Source organism: Wujia sp., from assembly GCF_056872695.1.
This window is the reverse complement of sequence record NZ_DBMFCD010000002.1, coordinates 1-18325: the sequence shown is the minus strand read 5'-3', so window position 1 is coordinate 18325 and position 18325 is coordinate 1. Positions and strand designations below refer to the sequence as shown.

At 44.5% G+C, this 18325-nt stretch carries 19 protein-coding genes and 2 tRNA genes; 20 read left to right on the top strand and 1 reads right to left on the bottom strand.

Annotation, left to right across the window (positions count from 1 at the left end; translation table 11 throughout):
- The first annotated feature begins 31 nt into the window (after nt 1-31).
- Nucleotides 32-874, top strand: coding sequence for an accessory gene regulator B family protein (locus tag ACZQK9_RS02765; protein ID WP_483269531.1), 843 nt, complete (start codon nt 32-34; stop codon nt 872-874).
- A 37-nt stretch (nt 875-911) separates the two neighbouring features.
- Here ACZQK9_RS02765 and ACZQK9_RS02760 read toward each other — a convergent pair whose 3' ends face one another.
- Complete coding sequence (locus ACZQK9_RS02760) at nt 912-1625, bottom strand: LytR/AlgR family response regulator transcription factor (protein WP_483269530.1); 714 nt, start codon at nt 1623-1625, stop codon at nt 912-914.
- A 168-nt stretch (nt 1626-1793) separates the two neighbouring features.
- On the opposite strand from ACZQK9_RS02760, the gene ACZQK9_RS02755 reads away from it, so the two are divergent.
- The 19 genes from ACZQK9_RS02755 to ACZQK9_RS02665 all read left to right on the top strand — a co-directional run bounded on the left by ACZQK9_RS02755 (nt 1794) and on the right by ACZQK9_RS02665 (nt 18200).
- On the top strand, nt 1794-1985 hold the full coding sequence (locus ACZQK9_RS02755) for a YjfB family protein (RefSeq protein ID WP_483269529.1): 192 nt from the start codon (nt 1794-1796) through the stop codon (nt 1983-1985).
- A gap of 162 nt (nt 1986-2147) precedes the next feature.
- A complete protein-coding gene (locus ACZQK9_RS02750; RefSeq protein ID WP_483269528.1) occupies nt 2148-3326 on the top strand; it encodes a sugar transporter in 1179 nt (392 codons plus the stop codon).
- A gap of 361 nt (nt 3327-3687) precedes the next feature.
- Nucleotides 3688-5046 (top strand): C40 family peptidase, encoded by a 1359-nt coding sequence (locus ACZQK9_RS02745; protein ID WP_483269527.1) that lies wholly within the window; start codon nt 3688-3690, stop codon nt 5044-5046.
- Between the two features lie 224 nt (nt 5047-5270).
- Nucleotides 5271-5798, top strand: coding sequence for a ribosome hibernation-promoting factor, HPF/YfiA family (hpf, locus tag ACZQK9_RS02740; RefSeq protein ID WP_021986112.1), 528 nt, complete (start codon nt 5271-5273; stop codon nt 5796-5798).
- 195 nt (nt 5799-5993) lie between these two features.
- Nucleotides 5994-8567 (top strand): preprotein translocase subunit SecA, encoded by a 2574-nt coding sequence (secA, locus tag ACZQK9_RS02735; protein ID WP_178017710.1) that lies wholly within the window; start codon nt 5994-5996, stop codon nt 8565-8567.
- A 201-nt stretch (nt 8568-8768) separates the two neighbouring features.
- Nucleotides 8769-9888 (top strand): peptide chain release factor 2 gene (prfB, locus tag ACZQK9_RS02730; protein ID WP_178017709.1). Its coding sequence is split into 2 segments (ribosomal slippage): nt 8769-8843 and nt 8845-9888, totalling 1119 coding nucleotides; the frame shifts between segments, so codons are not numbered across the junction.
- A 29-nt stretch (nt 9889-9917) separates the two neighbouring features.
- Nucleotides 9918-10403, top strand: coding sequence for a chemotaxis protein CheW (locus ACZQK9_RS02725; protein WP_483269526.1), 486 nt, complete (start codon nt 9918-9920; stop codon nt 10401-10403).
- Nucleotides 10400-11611: a homoserine dehydrogenase gene (locus ACZQK9_RS02720; RefSeq protein WP_178017707.1), complete on the top strand. Its 1212-nt coding sequence runs from the start codon at nt 10400-10402 to the stop codon at nt 11609-11611. The genes ACZQK9_RS02725 and ACZQK9_RS02720 overlap by 4 nt, the downstream gene beginning before the upstream one ends.
- Before the next feature lie 148 nt (nt 11612-11759).
- Complete coding sequence (locus ACZQK9_RS02715; protein ID WP_177981844.1) at nt 11760-12242, top strand: deoxycytidylate deaminase; 483 nt, start codon at nt 11760-11762, stop codon at nt 12240-12242.
- Between the two features lie 20 nt (nt 12243-12262).
- A complete protein-coding gene (locus tag ACZQK9_RS02710; RefSeq protein WP_178017706.1) occupies nt 12263-12802 on the top strand; it encodes a YcxB family protein in 540 nt (179 codons plus the stop codon).
- Complete coding sequence (tsaE, locus tag ACZQK9_RS02705; RefSeq protein WP_483269702.1) at nt 12780-13229, top strand: tRNA (adenosine(37)-N6)-threonylcarbamoyltransferase complex ATPase subunit type 1 TsaE; 450 nt, start codon at nt 12780-12782, stop codon at nt 13227-13229. The genes ACZQK9_RS02710 and tsaE overlap by 23 nt, the downstream gene beginning before the upstream one ends.
- Entirely contained in the window at nt 13226-13942 is a 717-nt protein-coding gene (tsaB, locus tag ACZQK9_RS02700) for a tRNA (adenosine(37)-N6)-threonylcarbamoyltransferase complex dimerization subunit type 1 TsaB (RefSeq protein ID WP_178017704.1), read from the top strand. The genes tsaE and tsaB overlap by 4 nt, the downstream gene beginning before the upstream one ends.
- A 3-nt stretch (nt 13943-13945) precedes the next feature.
- Complete coding sequence (gene rimI, locus ACZQK9_RS02695) at nt 13946-14509, top strand: ribosomal protein S18-alanine N-acetyltransferase (RefSeq protein ID WP_216508212.1); 564 nt, start codon at nt 13946-13948, stop codon at nt 14507-14509.
- 1 nt (nt 14510) lies between these two features.
- Complete coding sequence (locus ACZQK9_RS02690) at nt 14511-15422, top strand: ribonuclease Z (RefSeq protein ID WP_178017702.1); 912 nt, start codon at nt 14511-14513, stop codon at nt 15420-15422.
- 6 nt (nt 15423-15428) lie between these two features.
- A complete protein-coding gene (locus ACZQK9_RS02685) occupies nt 15429-16037 on the top strand; it encodes a DUF6715 family protein (RefSeq protein WP_178017701.1) in 609 nt (202 codons plus the stop codon).
- A 111-nt stretch (nt 16038-16148) separates the two neighbouring features.
- Nucleotides 16149-17168 (top strand): tRNA (adenosine(37)-N6)-threonylcarbamoyltransferase complex transferase subunit TsaD, encoded by a 1020-nt coding sequence (gene tsaD / locus ACZQK9_RS02680; RefSeq protein WP_483269525.1) that lies wholly within the window; start codon nt 16149-16151, stop codon nt 17166-17168.
- The gene (gene ispD, locus ACZQK9_RS02675) at nt 17168-17887 is read left to right on the top strand and encodes a 2-C-methyl-D-erythritol 4-phosphate cytidylyltransferase (RefSeq protein ID WP_483269524.1); all 720 of its coding nucleotides are present in this window, start codon (nt 17168-17170) and stop codon (nt 17885-17887) included. Before tsaD ends, ispD begins: the two co-directional genes overlap by 1 nt.
- Nucleotides 17888-17976: 89 nt before the next feature.
- Nucleotides 17977-18062, top strand: a tRNA-Ser gene (locus tag ACZQK9_RS02670).
- 49 nt (nt 18063-18111) lie between these two features.
- A tRNA-Ser gene (locus ACZQK9_RS02665) sits at nt 18112-18200 on the top strand.
- The last annotated feature ends 125 nt before the right edge of the window (nt 18201-18325 follow it).

Sequence of the window (18325 nt, the reverse complement as noted above, 5' to 3'; positions counted from 1 at the left end):
TTGAAAAAGAGAAAGAAAAAGTGAGGATGATATGAATATCAATCATAGGATAGGGGAGCACGTGACGCGGTATCTGGTGGGACGTGACTATGATGGTTCAGATGTGCAATGTGCAAAAGTATGCTATGCAGTGGAATCTGTGGTCGGTGATTTGCAGAAAGATCTTATTTTGTTTGTGATCTTTTCTATATCAGGATTATTTCAGGAATTTTTATTTTGCTTTCTGACGGTGAATCTGGTTCGGCGTTATCTTGGTGGAATCCATATGAAAACGAATGTTGGATGTACACTGGTATCAGTCGGGGTATATGTGATTGCTGTGACAGGGGGCATGTTGATACCATTACCGCAAGCTGTTACCATTGGGATTATTCTGTTGACAGTATATCTCATGTGGAAGGTAGCTCCATTGCCGTCACCGAATCGGCCGGTCTATCGGGGAGAACGGAAACGGAAGATTCAGAGACGGGGTATGCTTGGACTTGGCGTTTTGGGAATCTGTACGGCCCTGTATCCTTTTTGCTCCGCATTTATTGCGTGGACTTTGGTTTTACAGATTGTGGAGGTAGGAGTTGTGTTAGTGAGAGAGAATTACCTGAATTATGAAAATATGGATACACCGCTGTCGATATCAGCAGAGGCAGAAAAATTATTTATGAAATATACCAGAAATTATGAACAGCGGATGAACGGACTGCTTCATTTCCCGACAGATTTTGAATCCATGACGCGGAAAGAACGGACAAGTGCGTTCAAAGGATTTACGGAGCAGGAAAAAGATGCAGTGATGGCACTGTTGACTGAGGAACAGAAAGAACGATTGGTGCATGATATTCATTATCAGGCAGTATATGATTTTTGGAGAGAAAAATAAAAAAACAGGGGCTGACCGATGTGTTAAAACACGGGCGTTAGTCCCTGCTGATTATTTTTTTTACATAGTCTTTATATTTCCGCCCGACAGGTGTCGATAATTTGTGTGTTCCGAGATAGAGCAGTGCGTTTGCCGGATCATAGGAAGATACAAAGTCACTGTTAACAATAAAACTACGGTGGCTTTGGATGAAATTTGGCGGGAGCTTCTCGTTGATTTCCTTCAGACGGATACCGGTTGTGTAAATAATATCAGTTTCGGTATAAATTGTCAGGTTCTTGCCGGCAGCCTCGACATATAAAATCGTATCGGGGAGAATACGAAAATAAATACCGTTGACATCGCGCAGTTCAATGGGCGTTACATCCAGAAAACGATTGTGAATCAGCTTGTCGATGGTATAGAGCAGATCTTCTTTCCTGTATGGCTTTACAAGGAAGTCATAACAGTTTGTGACATGTATGGCGCGTGGAGCATCGACAGAGAGAGCAGTCAGATACAAAATTGGCGTTTTTGTATAACGCTGCAGGGAACGGATATAACCTCCAAGTGCAACCCCATCTCGCTCCGATGCCGGATTCCCAAGTGAGATATCCAAAAGAAACAACTGGATTTTGTGAACCCGCATCATTTGTACAGCCTGTTCGTAGGTCGTAGCCTTTATACAATTCATATGTTCATAATTTTCGAGCAGAATAGCTTCGATGCCATCCAATTGTGCCCGGTCATCTTCGACTATCAATATATCCATGAAGCGGCTCCTTTCGCTCGATTATTCATTATAAATATGAGCAGATTTGAATGTCAATATTTTTTCATAAAAAATAAGAATGAAAAATTTAAAATCGGAATTGTAAAGGTACAATCAATATGATAAAATAAAAAGATATTTGATATAGCATGAATTTGGAGGATGCATATGAATATAGCAGCAATTGGAAATTCAAACCTGACACTGGCAGTTAGCGATACCGGGAGTATGAACGCAATAGATATGGCGATGCTCCGGAAATCTCTGGATACGGTGGAGATGAGCGGCTTAATGATTACGCAGATGATGGAGCAATCCGTCAATCCCAATATTGGTGCAAACATTGACATTCGATTATAATAAGCTTAAAAGTCCTGTATTTAATATGCAGGGCTTTTTTCTTTGAATCTACGTCAAAAAAATGTAAAATATGATAATTCCATGTCTTGTTTTTGCGATTGCAATCGCTTACAATGCATCTTGGTTTTGGTGATTTTTCGGATTTTAGATAAGAGGTATAAGATGAGGACAAAGATGACGTCAAAAGAGCGGCTTCCATTAATAGGAATGACTGTTTCTGCATTTATATTTAACACATCAGAATTCATGCCGATTGGATTGCTGACAGATATAGCAAACAGCTTTTCGATTTCTGAGGCAAAGGCGGGTATGCTGATCACAGTGTATTCGTGGATTGTTATGCTGCTATCCCTGCCACTCATGCTGCTGGTAAGCAAGATAGAATATAAGAAGCTTTTCATGGGAACGGTGGCGTTATTCGGTATCAGCCAGGTGCTTTCGGTATTGTCGAACAGCTATGGCATGCTTATGGCGTCACGTATCGGTGTAGCCTGTGCGCATGCAATCTTCTGGTCGATTGCTTCTCCGATTGCGGTTCGCATGGCTTCAGGGGAACATCAGTCACTGGCATTGAGCATGGTAGTGACCGGAACGTCGGTTGCTACGATAGCGGGACTTCCGCTTGGACGGTTAGTCGGACATTATGCCGGCTGGCGGAGTGCATTTCTGATTGTTGCGGTAATTACATTTATTGTACTGTTATATATGGCATTTGTGTTCCCAAAGATGGAAAGCGGGGAACCATTCCGTGTAAAACAGCTGCCGGAGTTATTTAAGAACCGTTCACTGGTGTGTGTATATATTCAGACATTCCTGTTTGTTGTCGGGTATTACACAAGCTATAGTTATATTGATCCATTTTTGCAGAAGGTTGTTGGCATGAAGAGTGGTACGATCACGATCACGCTGTTCCTGTTTGGCGCAGCAGGTCTGCTTGGCAGTTTCCTGTTCTCGAAGTTCTATGACCGGTATCGGTATGGCTTTTTGCGGACAGTCATGATTTCTTTAGTACTTGAACTGGTGCTTCTGCTTCCGGCTGCGAGTCAGCCTGGTTTTGTGATGGCGGTTTGTGCAGTCTGGGGAATCACGGTGCTTGTGTTTAATGTATCGTTCCAATCAGAAACCATCCGTTGTACAGATGAACAGTCTTCCTCTGTTGCGATGTCGATTTTCTCCGGAATCTTTAATTTTGGAATCGGTGCCGGAAGTTTTATCGGCGGTATTGTCTGTTCAAAGAACCGGCTTTCGCACATTGGATTTGTCGGAGCTGCATTTGCTGCGATTTCCGTGCTCTTTTTTGTGATGTGCATGGAAAAGAGTATGAAAACGGCAGAAAAATAGATATCAAAGAAGTTTCCCGGTATTTATTACCGGGAAATTTTGTTTTATGTAAAGTAGTCAGGAAAATGCTTTTAAGCCTTCGGAACGATTTCTATATATTGTAATCTTAATAAAATAGCCACAAGATAAGGTATCAAATATTTCAAATTGTTACAAAATGTAACAATTTTATGTGAACCATAAGAAGAAAAGAGTTTATGGGAATTCATATCGAAAAAATGTTGGAAACATAGCAGGAATGCGAAAAAAATGTGAACTTTTGTGAAAACATCCAAAAACTGGTTGACAATAATATTATAGGTTGCTATAATGTCAAATGTAATAAGTTGTAACACATTCGTAACAAATTGGAGGTAAGGACATGAGGAAACCATCACGAAAGTGGTTGACGGTTGCGGCTGCAGGTTGCATTTTCGCTTCGTCTATGGGTACATATACATATAAGGCATTGGCGAGCGAATTTGTATATAGCGATGCAAATGTCAGCATTACATCGATTGTGGATCATTACATTGAAGAAAATGGCGGAGATGTATTTACACAGGCTACTCCGGAGGATGCAACGGCAGTAGCAGCGACAGCGGAAATTGCAGATGCAATGGCAACGGCAACGGATGCGATAGCGACAGGCGAGGTTCGAGAGGTTGCTGCGGTAACAGGTTCTATTAAAGAAGTTTCAGTAGTAAAAGAAGAGACAACAGAGGAAACAACAGAAGAAATAACGACAGAGACAACGACAGAAGCAGCGACAACAGAGGCACCAGCACAGCAGGATTCAGCCGTCGCTTCACCGGTAATGGACTTTACAGGAAAGGCAATCGTTACAGCATCAGGATCTGTGAATATTCGTCAGTCTGGTGATGTAAATGCGGCAAAGGTTGGAACAATCGATGCAGGCGGACTTGTAAATGTGGCAGAAAAAGGTGACACATGGTCCCATATCACATCCGGAAATGTAGACGGATACATCAGAAATGATCTTCTCGCGTTTGATGGAGATGCAGCAAGCTATGCAAGTGCAAATCTTTCCAAGGTGGCAGTTGTTAACACGGCAGCATTGAAGCTTCGGAGTGAGGCAAGCACAGACAGCGAGGAAATTACTCTTCTGGCACAGGGTGAGACATATCCAATCGTGGAGACAGGTGATGCATGGACAAAGATTCAGCTTGATACAGTAACGGGATATGTTAAGAATGAATACATAACAGTTTCTTATAATATGCCAACGGCGAAAGCGGTAAGCGCACCGGAACAGACTCCGACAACAGAGGCGCCTGTAACAGAGACTCCGACAACAGAGACACCTGCAACAGAGACTCCGACAACAGAAGCACCAGTGACGGATGTTCCAACATCAGACCTTGGACAGCAGATTGCAAATTTTGCATGTCAGTTTGTCGGAAATCCATATGTATGGGGTGGTACAAGCTTGACAAATGGAGCAGATTGTTCGGGATTTGTTCAGAGTGTATATAAGAATTTTGGATATTCACTTCCTCGTACATGTACACCACAGAGCAATACGGGTACTCCGGTCAGTATAGCAGCATTACAGCCTGGCGATCTGGTATTTTATGATCATGGAACAGGTTCCTGTGAGCACGTAGGAATCTATATTGGAAATGGGCAGATTGTACACGCAAGTAGCAGTCGTACAGGAATCAAGATTTCAAACGTAAATTACAGCACACCATTTAAGGCATGCAGAATTGTAAATTAGTCGATAAAGATAGGTAATTGCTTTATCACGAGAAAAAGGGTATTTTCGGTAAGAATCGAAGGTGCCCTTTTCCTTTCTCAAAAAAATGTGAAATTTTGTATATTTTGACGAAAAATCACTTCCCAAACAGGGACTAGGTGTGCTATAATACTAAACATAGAAAGTACATGTGCTTTATGCACATTTTTTATTTTCTATAGTTCGACGTAAAGGAGCTGGGGCATATGAATTACATCATAAGTGGAAAGAACATTGAGGTTACAGACGCACTGAAGCAGGCGATTTACGAGAAGCTTGAGAGAATCGAGAAGTTCTTCGGTGAAGACACAGCAGCACAGGTTACACTTTCGGTAGATAAGGACCGTCAGAAGATTGAGGTTACGATCCCGATGAAGGGACATACGATCCGTGCAGAACAGGCGAGCGATAATATGTATGTATCCATCGATTTGGTTGTGGAGATTATCGAGCGTCAGGTAACACGCCATAAGAAGCGTATTTTGGACAAGGAACAGAATTCCGGTTATATTAACAACGATTTCTTCGATGTAGAAGGACTCGAGGATGAGGATGTCCAGATTATCCGTAGCAAGAAGGTTGTGTTAGAGCCTATGTATCCGGAAGATGCATGCATCCAGATGGATCTGCTTGGACATAATTTCTTTGTATTCCGCAACGCAGAGACAGACAAGGTAAATGTAGTCTACAAGCGTAGAGGCAATACATTCGGATTGATTGAGCCAGAATTTTAACAGTTTCAGTTATGTATAGAGGGTTATGAAAAAACGGTATCCCGGAGACGAAGGTCTCCGGGATATTTGTTATTATATGAATATTATCCGTGTGGTATTTGGGTTTTGGGCAAGGAAACTTCTTGCGTTACCTTGCATTTAATGTTATATTACAAGTTGTGGTATTAGAATGAGTTATGCTCTGGGAGGTAAGAAATGAGCTTATTTGAAAAAGTGTTTGGAACACATAGCGATAAAGAGCTGAAGAAAATATATCCGATTGTAGATAAGATTGAAGCACTGGATTCAACCATGCAGGCGTTAAGTGATGAAGAGCTGAAGGCAAAGACACCGGAATTCAAGGAACGTCTTGAAAAGGGTGAGACATTGGATGATCTGCTCCCGGAGGCGTTTGCGGTTGTCCGTGAAGCGGCAGATCGAGTCCTTCATATGAAGCATTACCGCGTGCAGCTGATCGGTGGTATCTTGCTGCATCAGGGACGTATCCCGGAGATGCGTACTGGTGAAGGTAAGACATTGGTTTCTACACTTCCTGCATATTTGAATGCGCTTGAAGGAAAGGGTGTCCATATCGTAACGGTTAACGACTATCTGGCAAAACGTGACGCAGAGTGGATGGGAAAAGTACATGAATTCCTCGGACTGACGGTAGGAGTCATCCTAAACAGCGACAAGAACGATGCAAGACGTGCGGCCTATAACTGTGATATTACATATGTGACAAACAATGAGCTTGGTTTCGATTATCTGCGTGACAATATGGTTATTTACAAGGAGCAGCTTGTACAGCGGGAACTGCATTATGCGATTGTCGATGAGGTCGATTCCGTGCTGATTGATGAGGCACGTACACCGCTGATCATTTCCGGTCAGAGCGGAAAGTCCACCGATCTGTATAAGATGTGTGATTATCTCGCACGCCGTATGAAGCGTGGTACTGCATCCATGGAAATCAGCAAGCTTGATGCCATCATGGGTACAGAGATTGAGGAAGATGGCGATTATTTAGTGGATGAGAAGGATAAGCAGGTTGTGCTGACGGCACAGGGTGTCAAGGAAGTCGAGCAGTTCTTCCATATCGACAACTTCTCGGATGCAGATAATATTGACATTCAGCACAACATGATCATGGCACTGCGTGCACATGCCCTCATGTTCCGGGATAAGGATTATGTAGTAAAAGATGATGAAGTTCTGATCGTGGATGAATTTACCGGACGTATCATGCCGGGACGCCGCTTCTCAGATGGCCTGCATCAGGCAATCGAGGCGAAGGAAAATGTAAAGGTAAAACGTGAGAGCCGTACATTGGCGACAATTACCTTCCAGAACTTCTTCAACAAATATAAGAAGAAGGCAGGTATGACAGGTACTGCTTTGACGGAGGAAGAAGAATTTCGTGAGATCTACGGTATGGACGTTGTTGTTGTTCCAACAAACCTGCCGGTACAGCGAATTGATCATCACGATTCTATATTTAAAACAAAACAGGAAAAACTCAATGCAATTGTGCAGGCTGTTGTGGATGCGCATGAGAAAGGACAACCGGTATTGGTTGGTACAATCACGATTGATGCATCCGAGGAACTGAGCCGAATGCTCACAAAGCGTGGCATTCAGCACAAAGTATTGAATGCGAAGTTTCATGAGTTAGAGGCAGAGATTGTTGCCGATGCCGGACAGCGCGGAGCGGTTACAATCGCAACAAATATGGCTGGACGTGGTACGGATATTAAACTTGGCGAAGGCGTGGCAGAGCTTGGTGGTTTGAAGATTATTGGTACAGAACGTCATGAGTCCCGTCGAATAGACAACCAGTTGCGTGGTCGTGCCGGACGTCAGGGAGATCCGGGTGAGTCGAAGTTTTATCTGTCCCTGGATGATGATTTGATGCGTCTGTTTGGTTCCGAGAAGGTAAAGGCGGTTTATGATGCGTTGAAGATTCCGGAGGGCGAGGAGATCCAGCATAAGACCATTACCAGATTCGTAGAGAAAGCGCAGATGAAGATTGAGAGTAACAACTTCGCAATCCGTAAGAATCTGATGGAATACGATCAGGTAAATAATGATCAGCGTGAAGTTATCTATGCGGAGCGTCGTCGTGTATTGGATGGCGAGAATATGCGTGATGTTATCTTCAAGTTTATTCAGGATACGGTTGAGAGTTATATTGATAAGACATGTTCGGCTGATCTTGCACCAAGCGAGTGGCAGATTGGAGAACTGAATCAGCTTCTGATTCCAATCATTCCGATGGAACCGATTGCGTTGACAGAGGAAGAGAAGAAGTCCGGAAAGCTGGACAAGTTTAAGCAGAGAATCAAGGAAGAGGCGGCCAAGGTATACGAAGCAAAGGAAGCGGAGTTCCCGGAGCCGGAGCATTTCCGTGAGATCGAGCGTGTCGTACTTCTGAAAGTTATTGATAAAAAGTGGATGGCACACTTAGACGACATGACACAGCTTCGTCAGGGTATTACCTTGCAGGCATATGGCAGCAAGGATCCGGTTGTCGAGTATAAGTTTGCCGGTTTCGATATGTTCAATGAGATGACAGCTGCTATCCGTGAGGATACGGTTCGTATGCTGCTCCATGTGAAGATTGAGCAGAAGGTAGAACGTGAAGAGGTTGCCAAGGTAACCGGAACGAACAAGGACGATTCGGTAAAGAAAGGACCGGTTCGCCGCGAGAGCGCAAAGATCGGACGTAATGATCCATGTCCTTGTGGCAGCGGCAAGAAATACAAGATGTGCTGTGGTAGAAACCTGTAAAGGGCGTCTAAAACACACGTAATTGTGTTTGCAAGATACAGAATAGAATCAGGTAAAGTATATTCAAGGATAGTTGTAGATGGAGTTGGATACCATATATAATTGTTAAGCAGACCATTGGAGCATGTCTGCGTAGAATTATATATGCTGTCCAACTCCGAGAAGAAGTTTATTGGTTAATTACGGAAGGTGGTGACGGAAGTGATAGAGTTAGATCAGTTTCGCTATACTTTAAACGAATACAAAACTCCACTTGCGGAAGTGAGGGATTCACTTTGACATCGCTGGCAAACAGTTACGCATCAAACAGTTAGAACCGATGCTCGAACAGCCCGGTTTCTGGGATAATGTGGAACATAGTCAGCAGGTGATGAAGGAATTAAAGAATCTGAAAGATACGATTGAGGAATTTGAAACGCTTTCAACCCAGTATGAAGATATTGGTACGTTAATTGAGATGGCAGAGGAAGAAAATGATGCGAGTCTTGTGGAAGAGATTGGAAATGAACTCGCATTGTTTGAGGAAAAATTCGAGGAATTTCGTATTGATACGTTGCTTTCGGAAGAATATGATGCAAACAACGCAATCGTGACGATTCATGCAGGTGTTGGTGGTACGGAAGCATGTGACTGGACACAGATGTTATACCGTATGTATACGCGGTTCGCGGAGAAGAAGGGCTTTTCTGTAGAGATTCTTGATTATTTGGAAGGAGAAGAAGCGGGAATCAAATCCGTAACATTTCAGGTGAATGGACTGCACGCGTATGGTTATCTGAAATCTGAGAAGGGCGTGCACCGTTTGGTACGTATCTCCCCGTTTAACGCAGCAGGCAAACGACAGACCAGCTTTGCTGCGGTCGATGTGATGCCAGAATTAGATGACAGCATCCAGGTAGAAATCAATCCGGATGATCTGCGGATTGATACATATCGTTCGAGTGGTGCCGGTGGACAGCATATTAACAAGACAAGTTCAGCAATCCGTATCACACATATTCCGACCGGAATTGTGGTACAATGTCAGAATGAGCGGTCCCAACACAGCAACAAGGATACGGCGATGAAGATGCTGACAGCGAAGCTCTTTATGATGAAGGAAGAAGAAAATAAGGCAAAGCTTGCAGGCATTCGTGGTGAAGTTACTGACAACGGATGGGGCAGCCAGATTCGGAATTATGTTTTGCAGCCATACACGATGGTGAAGGATGCCAGAACCGGCTTTGAGTGCAGCAATGCACAGGCAGTATTGGATGGTGGCATTGATGGATTTATTAGTGCTTATTTGAAATGGATCAACACGAAGGAAGAGACGGAATAATCCGTCATATGAAATAAGGAGGAATGTGCATGGCAGTGACGAAGTACATTGTGTTTCACTTAAACGATCAGAAATACAGCATGAAGCTGACGAAAATCAATGGCATAGAGTATGTGTATCACGTGGTACCCGTGCCAATGGGACCTGCATGCATCAAGGGAATCATTCATTTGAGAAATGAAGTGATTCCGGTGTTCAGTCTGAAACGGCTGTTTGGAATGCCGGAAGACGCGACGGAGACACAACTTTTGATCACAGAGACACACGGTATGAAGCTTGCGATTGAGGTGGACACCGTGCTCGGAATTGTAAATGTAGAGGGAGAAGACATTAAACAGGTTCCGATGGTTGTACATACAGAGGAAACCGGATATTTAGAGGATGTTGTAAAACTGACTCTGCCGGAATCCAATCAAGAGGAAATCGTGATTAGCATCGCGGTTGACACACTGATGTCCGATCACGAATTCGGACAGATTGAAGACGCATTAGAAAAGGAGATGAGCGGAAAATGATTAACATTGCAGTGCTTGGCTACGGTACAGTAGGTTCCGGAGTCGTGGAAGTAATCAACAAGAATCACGCAAGTATTAATAAGCGTGCCGGACAGGAGGTAAATATCAAGTACGTTCTTGACTTGAGAGATTTCCCCGGAGATCCGGTTGAGAAGGTACTTGTACATGATTACAGCGTCATTGTAAACGATCCGGAAGTGAAGATTATCGTAGAAGTAATGGGAGGCATTAAGCCGGCGTATGATTTTACGAGACAGGCGTTGGAAGCAGGCAAGAGCGTTTGCACATCCAATAAGGAACTGGTTGCAGCACACGGTGCAGAGCTTCTGGCAATTGCAAAGGCAAACAATGTAAACTTCCTGTTTGAGGCAAGCGTTGGCGGTGGTATTCCAATCATTCGTCCGTTGAACCAGTCTCTGACTGCAGATGAGATCACAGAGATTACCGGTATTTTAAATGGTACAACAAACTATATTCTGTCGAAGATGACAGACGAGGGCAAGTCTTTCGAGGAAGTGCTGAAGCGTGCGCAGGAGAAGGGCTATGCAGAGCGTAATCCGGAAGCTGATGTGGAAGGCTATGACGCCTGCCGTAAGATTGCAATTCTGACATCCCTTGCATTAGGCAAGCAGGTAGATTATCAGGATATCTATACAGAGGGTATCACGAAGATCACAAAGACCGACATCGAGTATGCAAAGGCGTTGCATGCAAGCATCAAGTTACTTGGTACAAGCAAGTGGGAAGACGATGGCAAGATCTATTCGATGGTTGCACCGTTTATGATCGACAGCGATCATCCGTTAGGTCATGTAAATGGTGTATTCAACGGCATTTTCGTGAACGGAAACATGCTCGGCGATACGATGTTCTACGGCAAGGGTGCAGGCAAGCTCCCAACTGCCAGTGCGGTCGTAGCCGATGTGGTCGATGCCGTGAAGCATCAGGGTACAAATATCATGACGATCTGGGAACAGGATAAGGTGGAACTTGGTGACAGAGCGAACTTTGCGTGCAGGTTCTTCGTCCGCGTGGCAGACACAACATCGAAGGAGACAATCGAGAAGGTCTTCGGGGAGGTTGAGTATGTGACACTTGCAGATGTAAGCGGCGAATATGCATTCCTGACAGAGAAACTGACCGAGGGTGCATTTGAGGAGAAGAGCAAGCAGGTCGATATGATCATGCGCATCCGCACTGCATTATAATGAAGTGACAAACAAAAATAAATGTGATAAAATACAGTTGCATTGCCATGCGGTGATGCAACTGTTTTTCAATTTACGTCATCATGCGGAGTACAAATTCGCGTGTAGAGGTGTGCATTTTATTTCCCGGGAGATGAGGTGGCAGTTTATGAAACGTAGTGATTATATAACATGGGATCAGTATTTTATGGGGATTGCGATTATGTCTGCGAACCGCAGCAAGGATCCGAACACGCAGGTGGGTGCCTGTATCGTGGATCAGGATAATCGAATCTTAACCGTAGGTTATAATGGCATGCCATCCGGCTGTAACGACGATGAGATGCCGTGGGACCGGGAAGGCGAAGGTATGGCGAGCAAATATTTCTTCGTCTGCCATGCAGAGTTAAATGCGATTTTGAATTATCGTGGTGGCGGCACATTACGTGGATCACGATGCTATGTGACTTTATTCCCGTGCAACGAATGTGCGAAGGCAATCATACAAGCGGGAATCAAAGAAGTGATTTACATGTGTGACAAATATGCTGATTCGGAAAGCACGATGGCATCGAAGAAGATGTTCGAGATGGCAGGCGTCAAATACACCGAATACGAGAATCAGCACAAGAAGATTGAATTTGAATTATAAGGATTTGACCGGAGGAAACTATGACAGAAGCAAAGACAAAAAGTGTAAATATGACATTTCCGGCATTGTTTAGTTATGTGATGAATACAAACTATCGAAGCATGAGTGGAATATTAGGCCTGGTACTGAGCTTTGGTGCAATCGTAATGCTTGTGATCGGATGGAATGCGACATCTGGCAGACAGAAAGCAATTTTTATTATCGTAGCACTGATGTTTACCGTGATCAATCCACTGTCACTTGCGTTCAAGACATTTAAGCAGTTGAAGACAAGCCCTTCGTATAAGCAGCCGCTCGTCTATACATTTAGTGACGATGGAATCGGCGTGTCGCAGGGCGAAGAACATATGGATCTGGAATGGAAAGGCGTGTACCGCCTGCTTATGACGAAATACATGCTTGCAGTCTACACGAACCGTATGCACGCATTTGTAATTCCGCTCGACCAGCTGGGCGACGATAAGGGTAAGATTTTGGCATCGGTGGTAAATTTTACTGCCGGATACAAGCCAAGAGTCAGCAGAAGTTTGAAGAGGTATCAAAGTGGAAAAGGTATTTAAGAAAGAAAGTTTTAGCGCAGAGGAAACCTTTACAATCGGCAAAGCGCTTGCGGCACTGGCAAAGCCGGGTGAAGTGTATTGCCTGTATGGCGATCTTGGCTGTGGCAAGACGGTATTCTCGCAGGGCTTTGGTGCGGGGCTTGGCGTGACAGAACCGATTAGCAGCCCAACATTTACGATATTGAAGGAATATGATGAGGGACGTATGCCGTTTTATCATTTCGATGTCTACCGGATCGGCAGTGACGATGAGATGGATGAGATTGGTTACTACGAAGCGATTGACGGCGATGGTGTCTGTCTGATTGAGTGGGCGGAACTGATCTATGATATATTACCGCCCCAATATAAGAAAGTGACGATAAAAAAAGATGTCGAGAAAGGGTTCGACTATCGAATGATTACGGTTGAGGAGATTTTGAAATGAGAATCTTAGGTGTTGATAGCTCCGGTATGGTGGCAAGTGTGGCACTTGTCGAGGATGACCTGCTGGTGGCAGAATATTCAGTGAACTATAAAAAAACACATTCACAGACACTGCTTCCGATGTTGAATGAAATCGTGAAGATGACAGAGTTAGACTTAAATACGATTGATGCAATTGCAGTTGCGGCGGGACCAGGCTCCTTCACGGGACTCCGGATTGGCGCGGCAACAGTCAAGGGACTTGGGCTTGCGCTTGAGAAACCGGTTATATCGGTACCAACCTGCCACGGACTTGCATATAATCTGTGGGGCAGTGACAGACTGATCTGCCCAATCATGGATGCAAGAAGAAGTCAGGTTTATACAGGTATTTATGAATTTACGAAGGATGGCATGCAGGTACTTCTGGATCAGTCTGCAATGGATATCCGTGCACTTGCGGAGAAGTTAAATACGATGGGACGCGAGGTAATCTTCCTTGGAGACGGCTGCCCGATTTACGCATCTGTGCTCGCAGAATGTATGCAGGTGCCGTATGCATTTGCACCGGCTCATTTAAACCGCCAGCGTGCGTCAGCGGTTGCGAGCCTTGGCACAGAGTATTTCAAGCAGGGAAAACAGGGACCGGCAGATGATCTGATCCCGATTTATCTGCGTAAATCACAGGCGGAGCGTGAACGCGAAGAAAAGCTTGCACAAGAAGGACAGGCGTAGAAGTTGAAGATTGGTTATTATAACTGTGAAATTGCAGAATACGTAACGGAAAAGTGGGAAAAGAAATCGGAAATCCTGCCAGCGCAAATAGCGGGAAATGCTCTGTTAATGTCTGGACAGGGGAAAAGATATGATTTGCAGATTGCTGCACGTGAAGTGGCTCAGATGGAAGGTAACTCATTTGCAGATGCGTGGACAGAAACAATGATTGCGGATTCTCTTGCGCAAAGTTACAATCATCTGTGGATTGTGGAGAATGAGGCAGGCGTAACTTGCGGTTATCTGCTTGCGAATATACTTGGCGATGAGACGGAATTGTTGCGTATTGCGGTCAACCCAGAATGTCGGAAAGATGGAATCGGACAGATGTTGATAGATGCGTATCTTGCATTTGCAAGGATAGATGCTGTACGTGGTTTTCTGGAAGTACGGCATGGGAATGGCGCAGCAAAGCATCTATATGAGAAGAATGGGTATCATCTGCTTGCCTGCCGGAAGAATTATTATAAGCATCCGGACGAGGATGCGGATATCTATGAGATAGCATTTACAGAAAACGGAGAATAGAATGTTAGAGTTATGTTTGCTTGGAACGGGCGGTATGCTGCCGCTTCCGTACAGAGCGTTGACCTCACTGATGGTGCGGTACAACGGAAGCAGTATCCTGATTGATTGCGGTGAGGGTACACAAAATCAAATACGTTTGCAAGGTTGGAGCTTCAAACCGATTGATGTGATCTGTATCACACATTTTCATGCGGATCATATCAGTGGACTTCCGGGCATGCTTCTGACGATGGGAAATGCCGAGCGGACAGAACCTTTGACGATGATCGGACCGAAGGGGCTGGAACGTGTGGTCAATTCACTACGGATTATTGCGCCGGAGCTTCCGTTTGAAATCAAATTCATTGAGCTGGAACAGCCGGAGGAAATAATCGAGATCTGTGGTCTTCGGATTCGGGCATTCCGTGTCAATCATCGCGTAACCTGCTATGGGTATAATATTGAGCTTGACCGCGCTGGCAAATTCGACGCTGTGCGTGCGAGAGAACTGGGACTTCCGGTACAGTATTGGAGCCTGCTGCAAAGAGGCGAGACAGTTGATTATGAGGGAAATGTATATACAAGTGATATGGTTATGGGAAATCCACGGAAGGGCTTGAAGGTCACGTATTGCACTGACACCCGCCCGGTAGATGCAATCGCAGAGTGCGCGAAAGATGCGGATTTATTTATCTGTGAGGGAATGTATGGCGAGGAGGAGAAGCTTTCAAAGGCGAAGGAGCATAAGCATATGATGATGCGGGAGGCTGCGGAGCTTGCAAAGGAAGCACAGGTACATGAAATGTGGCTGACACATTACAGTCCGGCAACGAATCGTCCGAAAGAATTCGAGGCGATGGTACAGTTGATCTTCCCGCAGGGATATATTGCGAAGGATCGCACAGAAAAGGTTTTGAAATTTGAAGAGGAATGATGCTGTATGGCAAAAAACAAGAAAAAAGAAGTGACAATCAAAGGCATTATCATAGCAGTGCTGCTTGTCGTACTGGTGTTGTGGTACTTCAATCATTTGAGCAACCGATCTTCGATACAGCGGAGCACGTCGCAGAAGACGGAAGTGGAAGCACTGATGGAGTATGATATGGCAGTGGAATATCCGAAAACGCCACGGGATGTAGCAAAGTTGCATAACCGCTATTTCAAGGTGTTTTATGGACAGAAGCTGGCGGACGATGAACTGGATGCTATGAATAAAAAAGTGCGGCAGCTGTATTGTACGGATCTGCTTGTAGCAAATCCGGAGAGCGGCAGCTTGGCGAATCTGCAAAAGGATATTGAGGCGGTTAAAGAACAGGGATATACTTACAAGATGTGTGAACTTCCGGAAGCAAGTCAGGTGCAGTATTTCAAGAAAGATGGAAAAGATATGGCATCACTGGAAGTGTGCATTACGATTAATACCGGCGACAATCTGGGTTATTTTTACCGTCAGTATGCGATGGTAAAGGAAAATGACCAGTGGAAGATTTATGGCTGGACAGAATCCCAGTTACCGAGCGGTTCTGCGACGACGCAGACGGCACAATAACAGATACATGGAAGATGCCGGGGGATAAATGTATAACTGACTGGAATGTGAATGACTGCAGGGCCGTTGTGATGTAAAAATAAAAGAAAATAGATGCAAAGAGGAATCATTATGAGTACAACGATACTTTCAATTGAATCATCCTGTGATGAGACAGCAGCAGCGATTGTTGTTGATGGAAGAAAAGTAAAATCAAATATTATCTATTCGCAGATTGAACTGCATAAGCTGTATGGTGGTGTGGTGCCGGAGATCGCATCGCGGAAGCATGTGGAGAAGGTCAATCAGGTGATCCGTGCGGCAATCGAGGAGGCACATGTTACATGGAACGATATTGATGCGGTAGCAGTTACCTATGGACCGGGTCTGGTTGGTGCGCTTTTGGTTGGCGTGAGCGCAGCAAAGGCAGTTGCATATGCGAAGAAAAAACCGCTCGTTGGTGTGCATCATATCGAGGGGCACATTGCGGCGAATTATATTGAACACTCGGATCTGGAACCGCCATTTATGTGTATGGTAGCTTCTGGTGGTCATTCCCATCTGGTATATGTGAAGGATTATACAACATTTGAAATCGTGGGACGAACAAGAGACGATGCAGCGGGTGAGGCGTTTGACAAGGTTGCGCGCGCAATTGGGCTTGGATATCCGGGTGGACCAAAGATAGATAAGCTTGCCAAAGAGGGAAATAAGGAGGCAATTCATTTTCCGCGTGCATTTATGGAAGATGCGCCGTATGATTTTTCTTTCAGTGGCTTGAAATCCGCAGTGCTGAATTATCTGAATGGATGTGAGATGAAGCATCAGGAGATCAACCGGGCAGATGTAGCTGCATCGTTTCAGCAGGCAGTTGTGGATGTGCTGACCGATAATTCAGTGCGTGCGGCAAAAGCGTATGGCTGCAACAAACTGGCATTAGCTGGTGGTGTGGCATCAAACAGCTCCCTTCGGGAGAATATGCAGCGGGTGGCATCCGAACAGGGTTTACAGTTTTACTATCCATCTCCAATCTTCTGTACAGATAATGCAGCGATGATTGGTGTAGCGGGCTATCATAATTATATGGCGGGCGTCCGTGATGGGTTGGATTTGAATGCGATTCCAAACTTAAAGATTGGAGAGCGCAGATAATGGTAACAGCAATCGTGCTTGCGGCAGGCATTGGCAGCCGAATGAAAAGTGAAAAGGCAAAACAATTTCTGGAAGTTGCAGGACATGAGGTGCTGTATTATTCTTTGCGTGCATTTAACGAGCATCCGGAGGTAGATGCAATTGTGCTTGTGACAAAGAAAGAATTTGTTAAACACTGTCGGAAAGACTTGGTAGAACGCTATCAGTTTACAAAGGTTCAGAATATCTGTATCGGCGGAAAAGAACGCTATGATTCTGTGTATCAGGGATTATCTATGATTGATGCGGAAGGAGAAAACAATATTGTACTGATTCATGATGGTGCACGTCCATTCGTGACTGCGGAAATGATATCGAATTCGATTGCGTGTGCAAGAGAATGTGGAGGCTGTACGGTTGGTGTTCCTGCAAAGGATACGATTAAAATTGTGGATGCAGATCACTATGGTGTAGAGACACCGGAGCGAAGATTCGTATATCAGATTCAGACGCCGCAGACATTTCAGGTGTCATTGCTACGGTGTGCTTATGAGGCAATGTATGAGGCAAAAAGAAATGGCAACACCCACAATATAACGGATGATACAATGCTTGTAGAGCAATATGCTGGGATACATTGCAAGGTGGTGGAAGGTGCATATGAGAACATTAAAATCACGACACCGGAGGATCTGGCAATCGCGGAAATCTTTGTCGAAAAAACTTTGAAAAAAATTTAAAAAATCTGTTGACAAGTATAATACTTTTTGATAAGATAACAAAGTCGCTGATACAAACAGCGATTTTTAATTGAAAAAAATTAAAACATGGAGAGGTATCGAAGTGGTCATAACGAGGCGGTCTTGAAAACCGTTTGTCCGCAAGGGCGCGTGGGTTCGAATCCCACCCTCTCCGTTCGATACATTCGATAGATCGAACGTATCTCATCGATTTAGGCGCTTGTGGAGAAGTACCCAAGCGGCTGAAGGGGCTCCCCTGGAAAGGGAGTAGGTCGTTAATAGCGGCGCGAGGGTTCAAATCCCTCCTTCTCCGTTTGATTTACCTAGCCTAGATCAAAACGAACCTTTGACAAATTAATAACATGTTAACCCTGAAAATTTCTTTAAGATATTTTCAAGGATTTATACAAATCCTATTTCATTCATCAGAATGGAAAC

Coding starts and splice junctions, on each gene's coding strand:
- ACZQK9_RS02765 (WP_483269531.1), top strand. CDS start 32: ATGAATATCAATCATAGGATAGGGGAGCACGTGACGCGGTATCTGGTG.
- ACZQK9_RS02760 (WP_483269530.1), bottom strand. CDS start 1,625: ATGGATATATTGATAGTCGAAGATGACCGGGCACAATTGGATGGCATC.
- ACZQK9_RS02755 (WP_483269529.1), top strand. CDS start 1,794: ATGAATATAGCAGCAATTGGAAATTCAAACCTGACACTGGCAGTTAGC.
- ACZQK9_RS02750 (WP_483269528.1), top strand. CDS start 2,148: ATGAGGACAAAGATGACGTCAAAAGAGCGGCTTCCATTAATAGGAATG.
- ACZQK9_RS02745 (WP_483269527.1), top strand. CDS start 3,688: ATGAGGAAACCATCACGAAAGTGGTTGACGGTTGCGGCTGCAGGTTGC.
- hpf (WP_021986112.1), top strand. CDS start 5,271: ATGAATTACATCATAAGTGGAAAGAACATTGAGGTTACAGACGCACTG.
- secA (WP_178017710.1), top strand. CDS start 5,994: ATGAGCTTATTTGAAAAAGTGTTTGGAACACATAGCGATAAAGAGCTG.
- ACZQK9_RS02725 (WP_483269526.1), top strand. CDS start 9,918: ATGGCAGTGACGAAGTACATTGTGTTTCACTTAAACGATCAGAAATAC.
- ACZQK9_RS02720 (WP_178017707.1), top strand. CDS start 10,400: ATGATTAACATTGCAGTGCTTGGCTACGGTACAGTAGGTTCCGGAGTC.
- ACZQK9_RS02715 (WP_177981844.1), top strand. CDS start 11,760: ATGAAACGTAGTGATTATATAACATGGGATCAGTATTTTATGGGGATT.
- ACZQK9_RS02710 (WP_178017706.1), top strand. CDS start 12,263: ATGACAGAAGCAAAGACAAAAAGTGTAAATATGACATTTCCGGCATTG.
- tsaB (WP_178017704.1), top strand. CDS start 13,226: ATGAGAATCTTAGGTGTTGATAGCTCCGGTATGGTGGCAAGTGTGGCA.
- ACZQK9_RS02690 (WP_178017702.1), top strand. CDS start 14,511: ATGTTAGAGTTATGTTTGCTTGGAACGGGCGGTATGCTGCCGCTTCCG.
- ACZQK9_RS02685 (WP_178017701.1), top strand. CDS start 15,429: ATGGCAAAAAACAAGAAAAAAGAAGTGACAATCAAAGGCATTATCATA.
- tsaD (WP_483269525.1), top strand. CDS start 16,149: ATGAGTACAACGATACTTTCAATTGAATCATCCTGTGATGAGACAGCA.
- ispD (WP_483269524.1), top strand. CDS start 17,168: ATGGTAACAGCAATCGTGCTTGCGGCAGGCATTGGCAGCCGAATGAAA.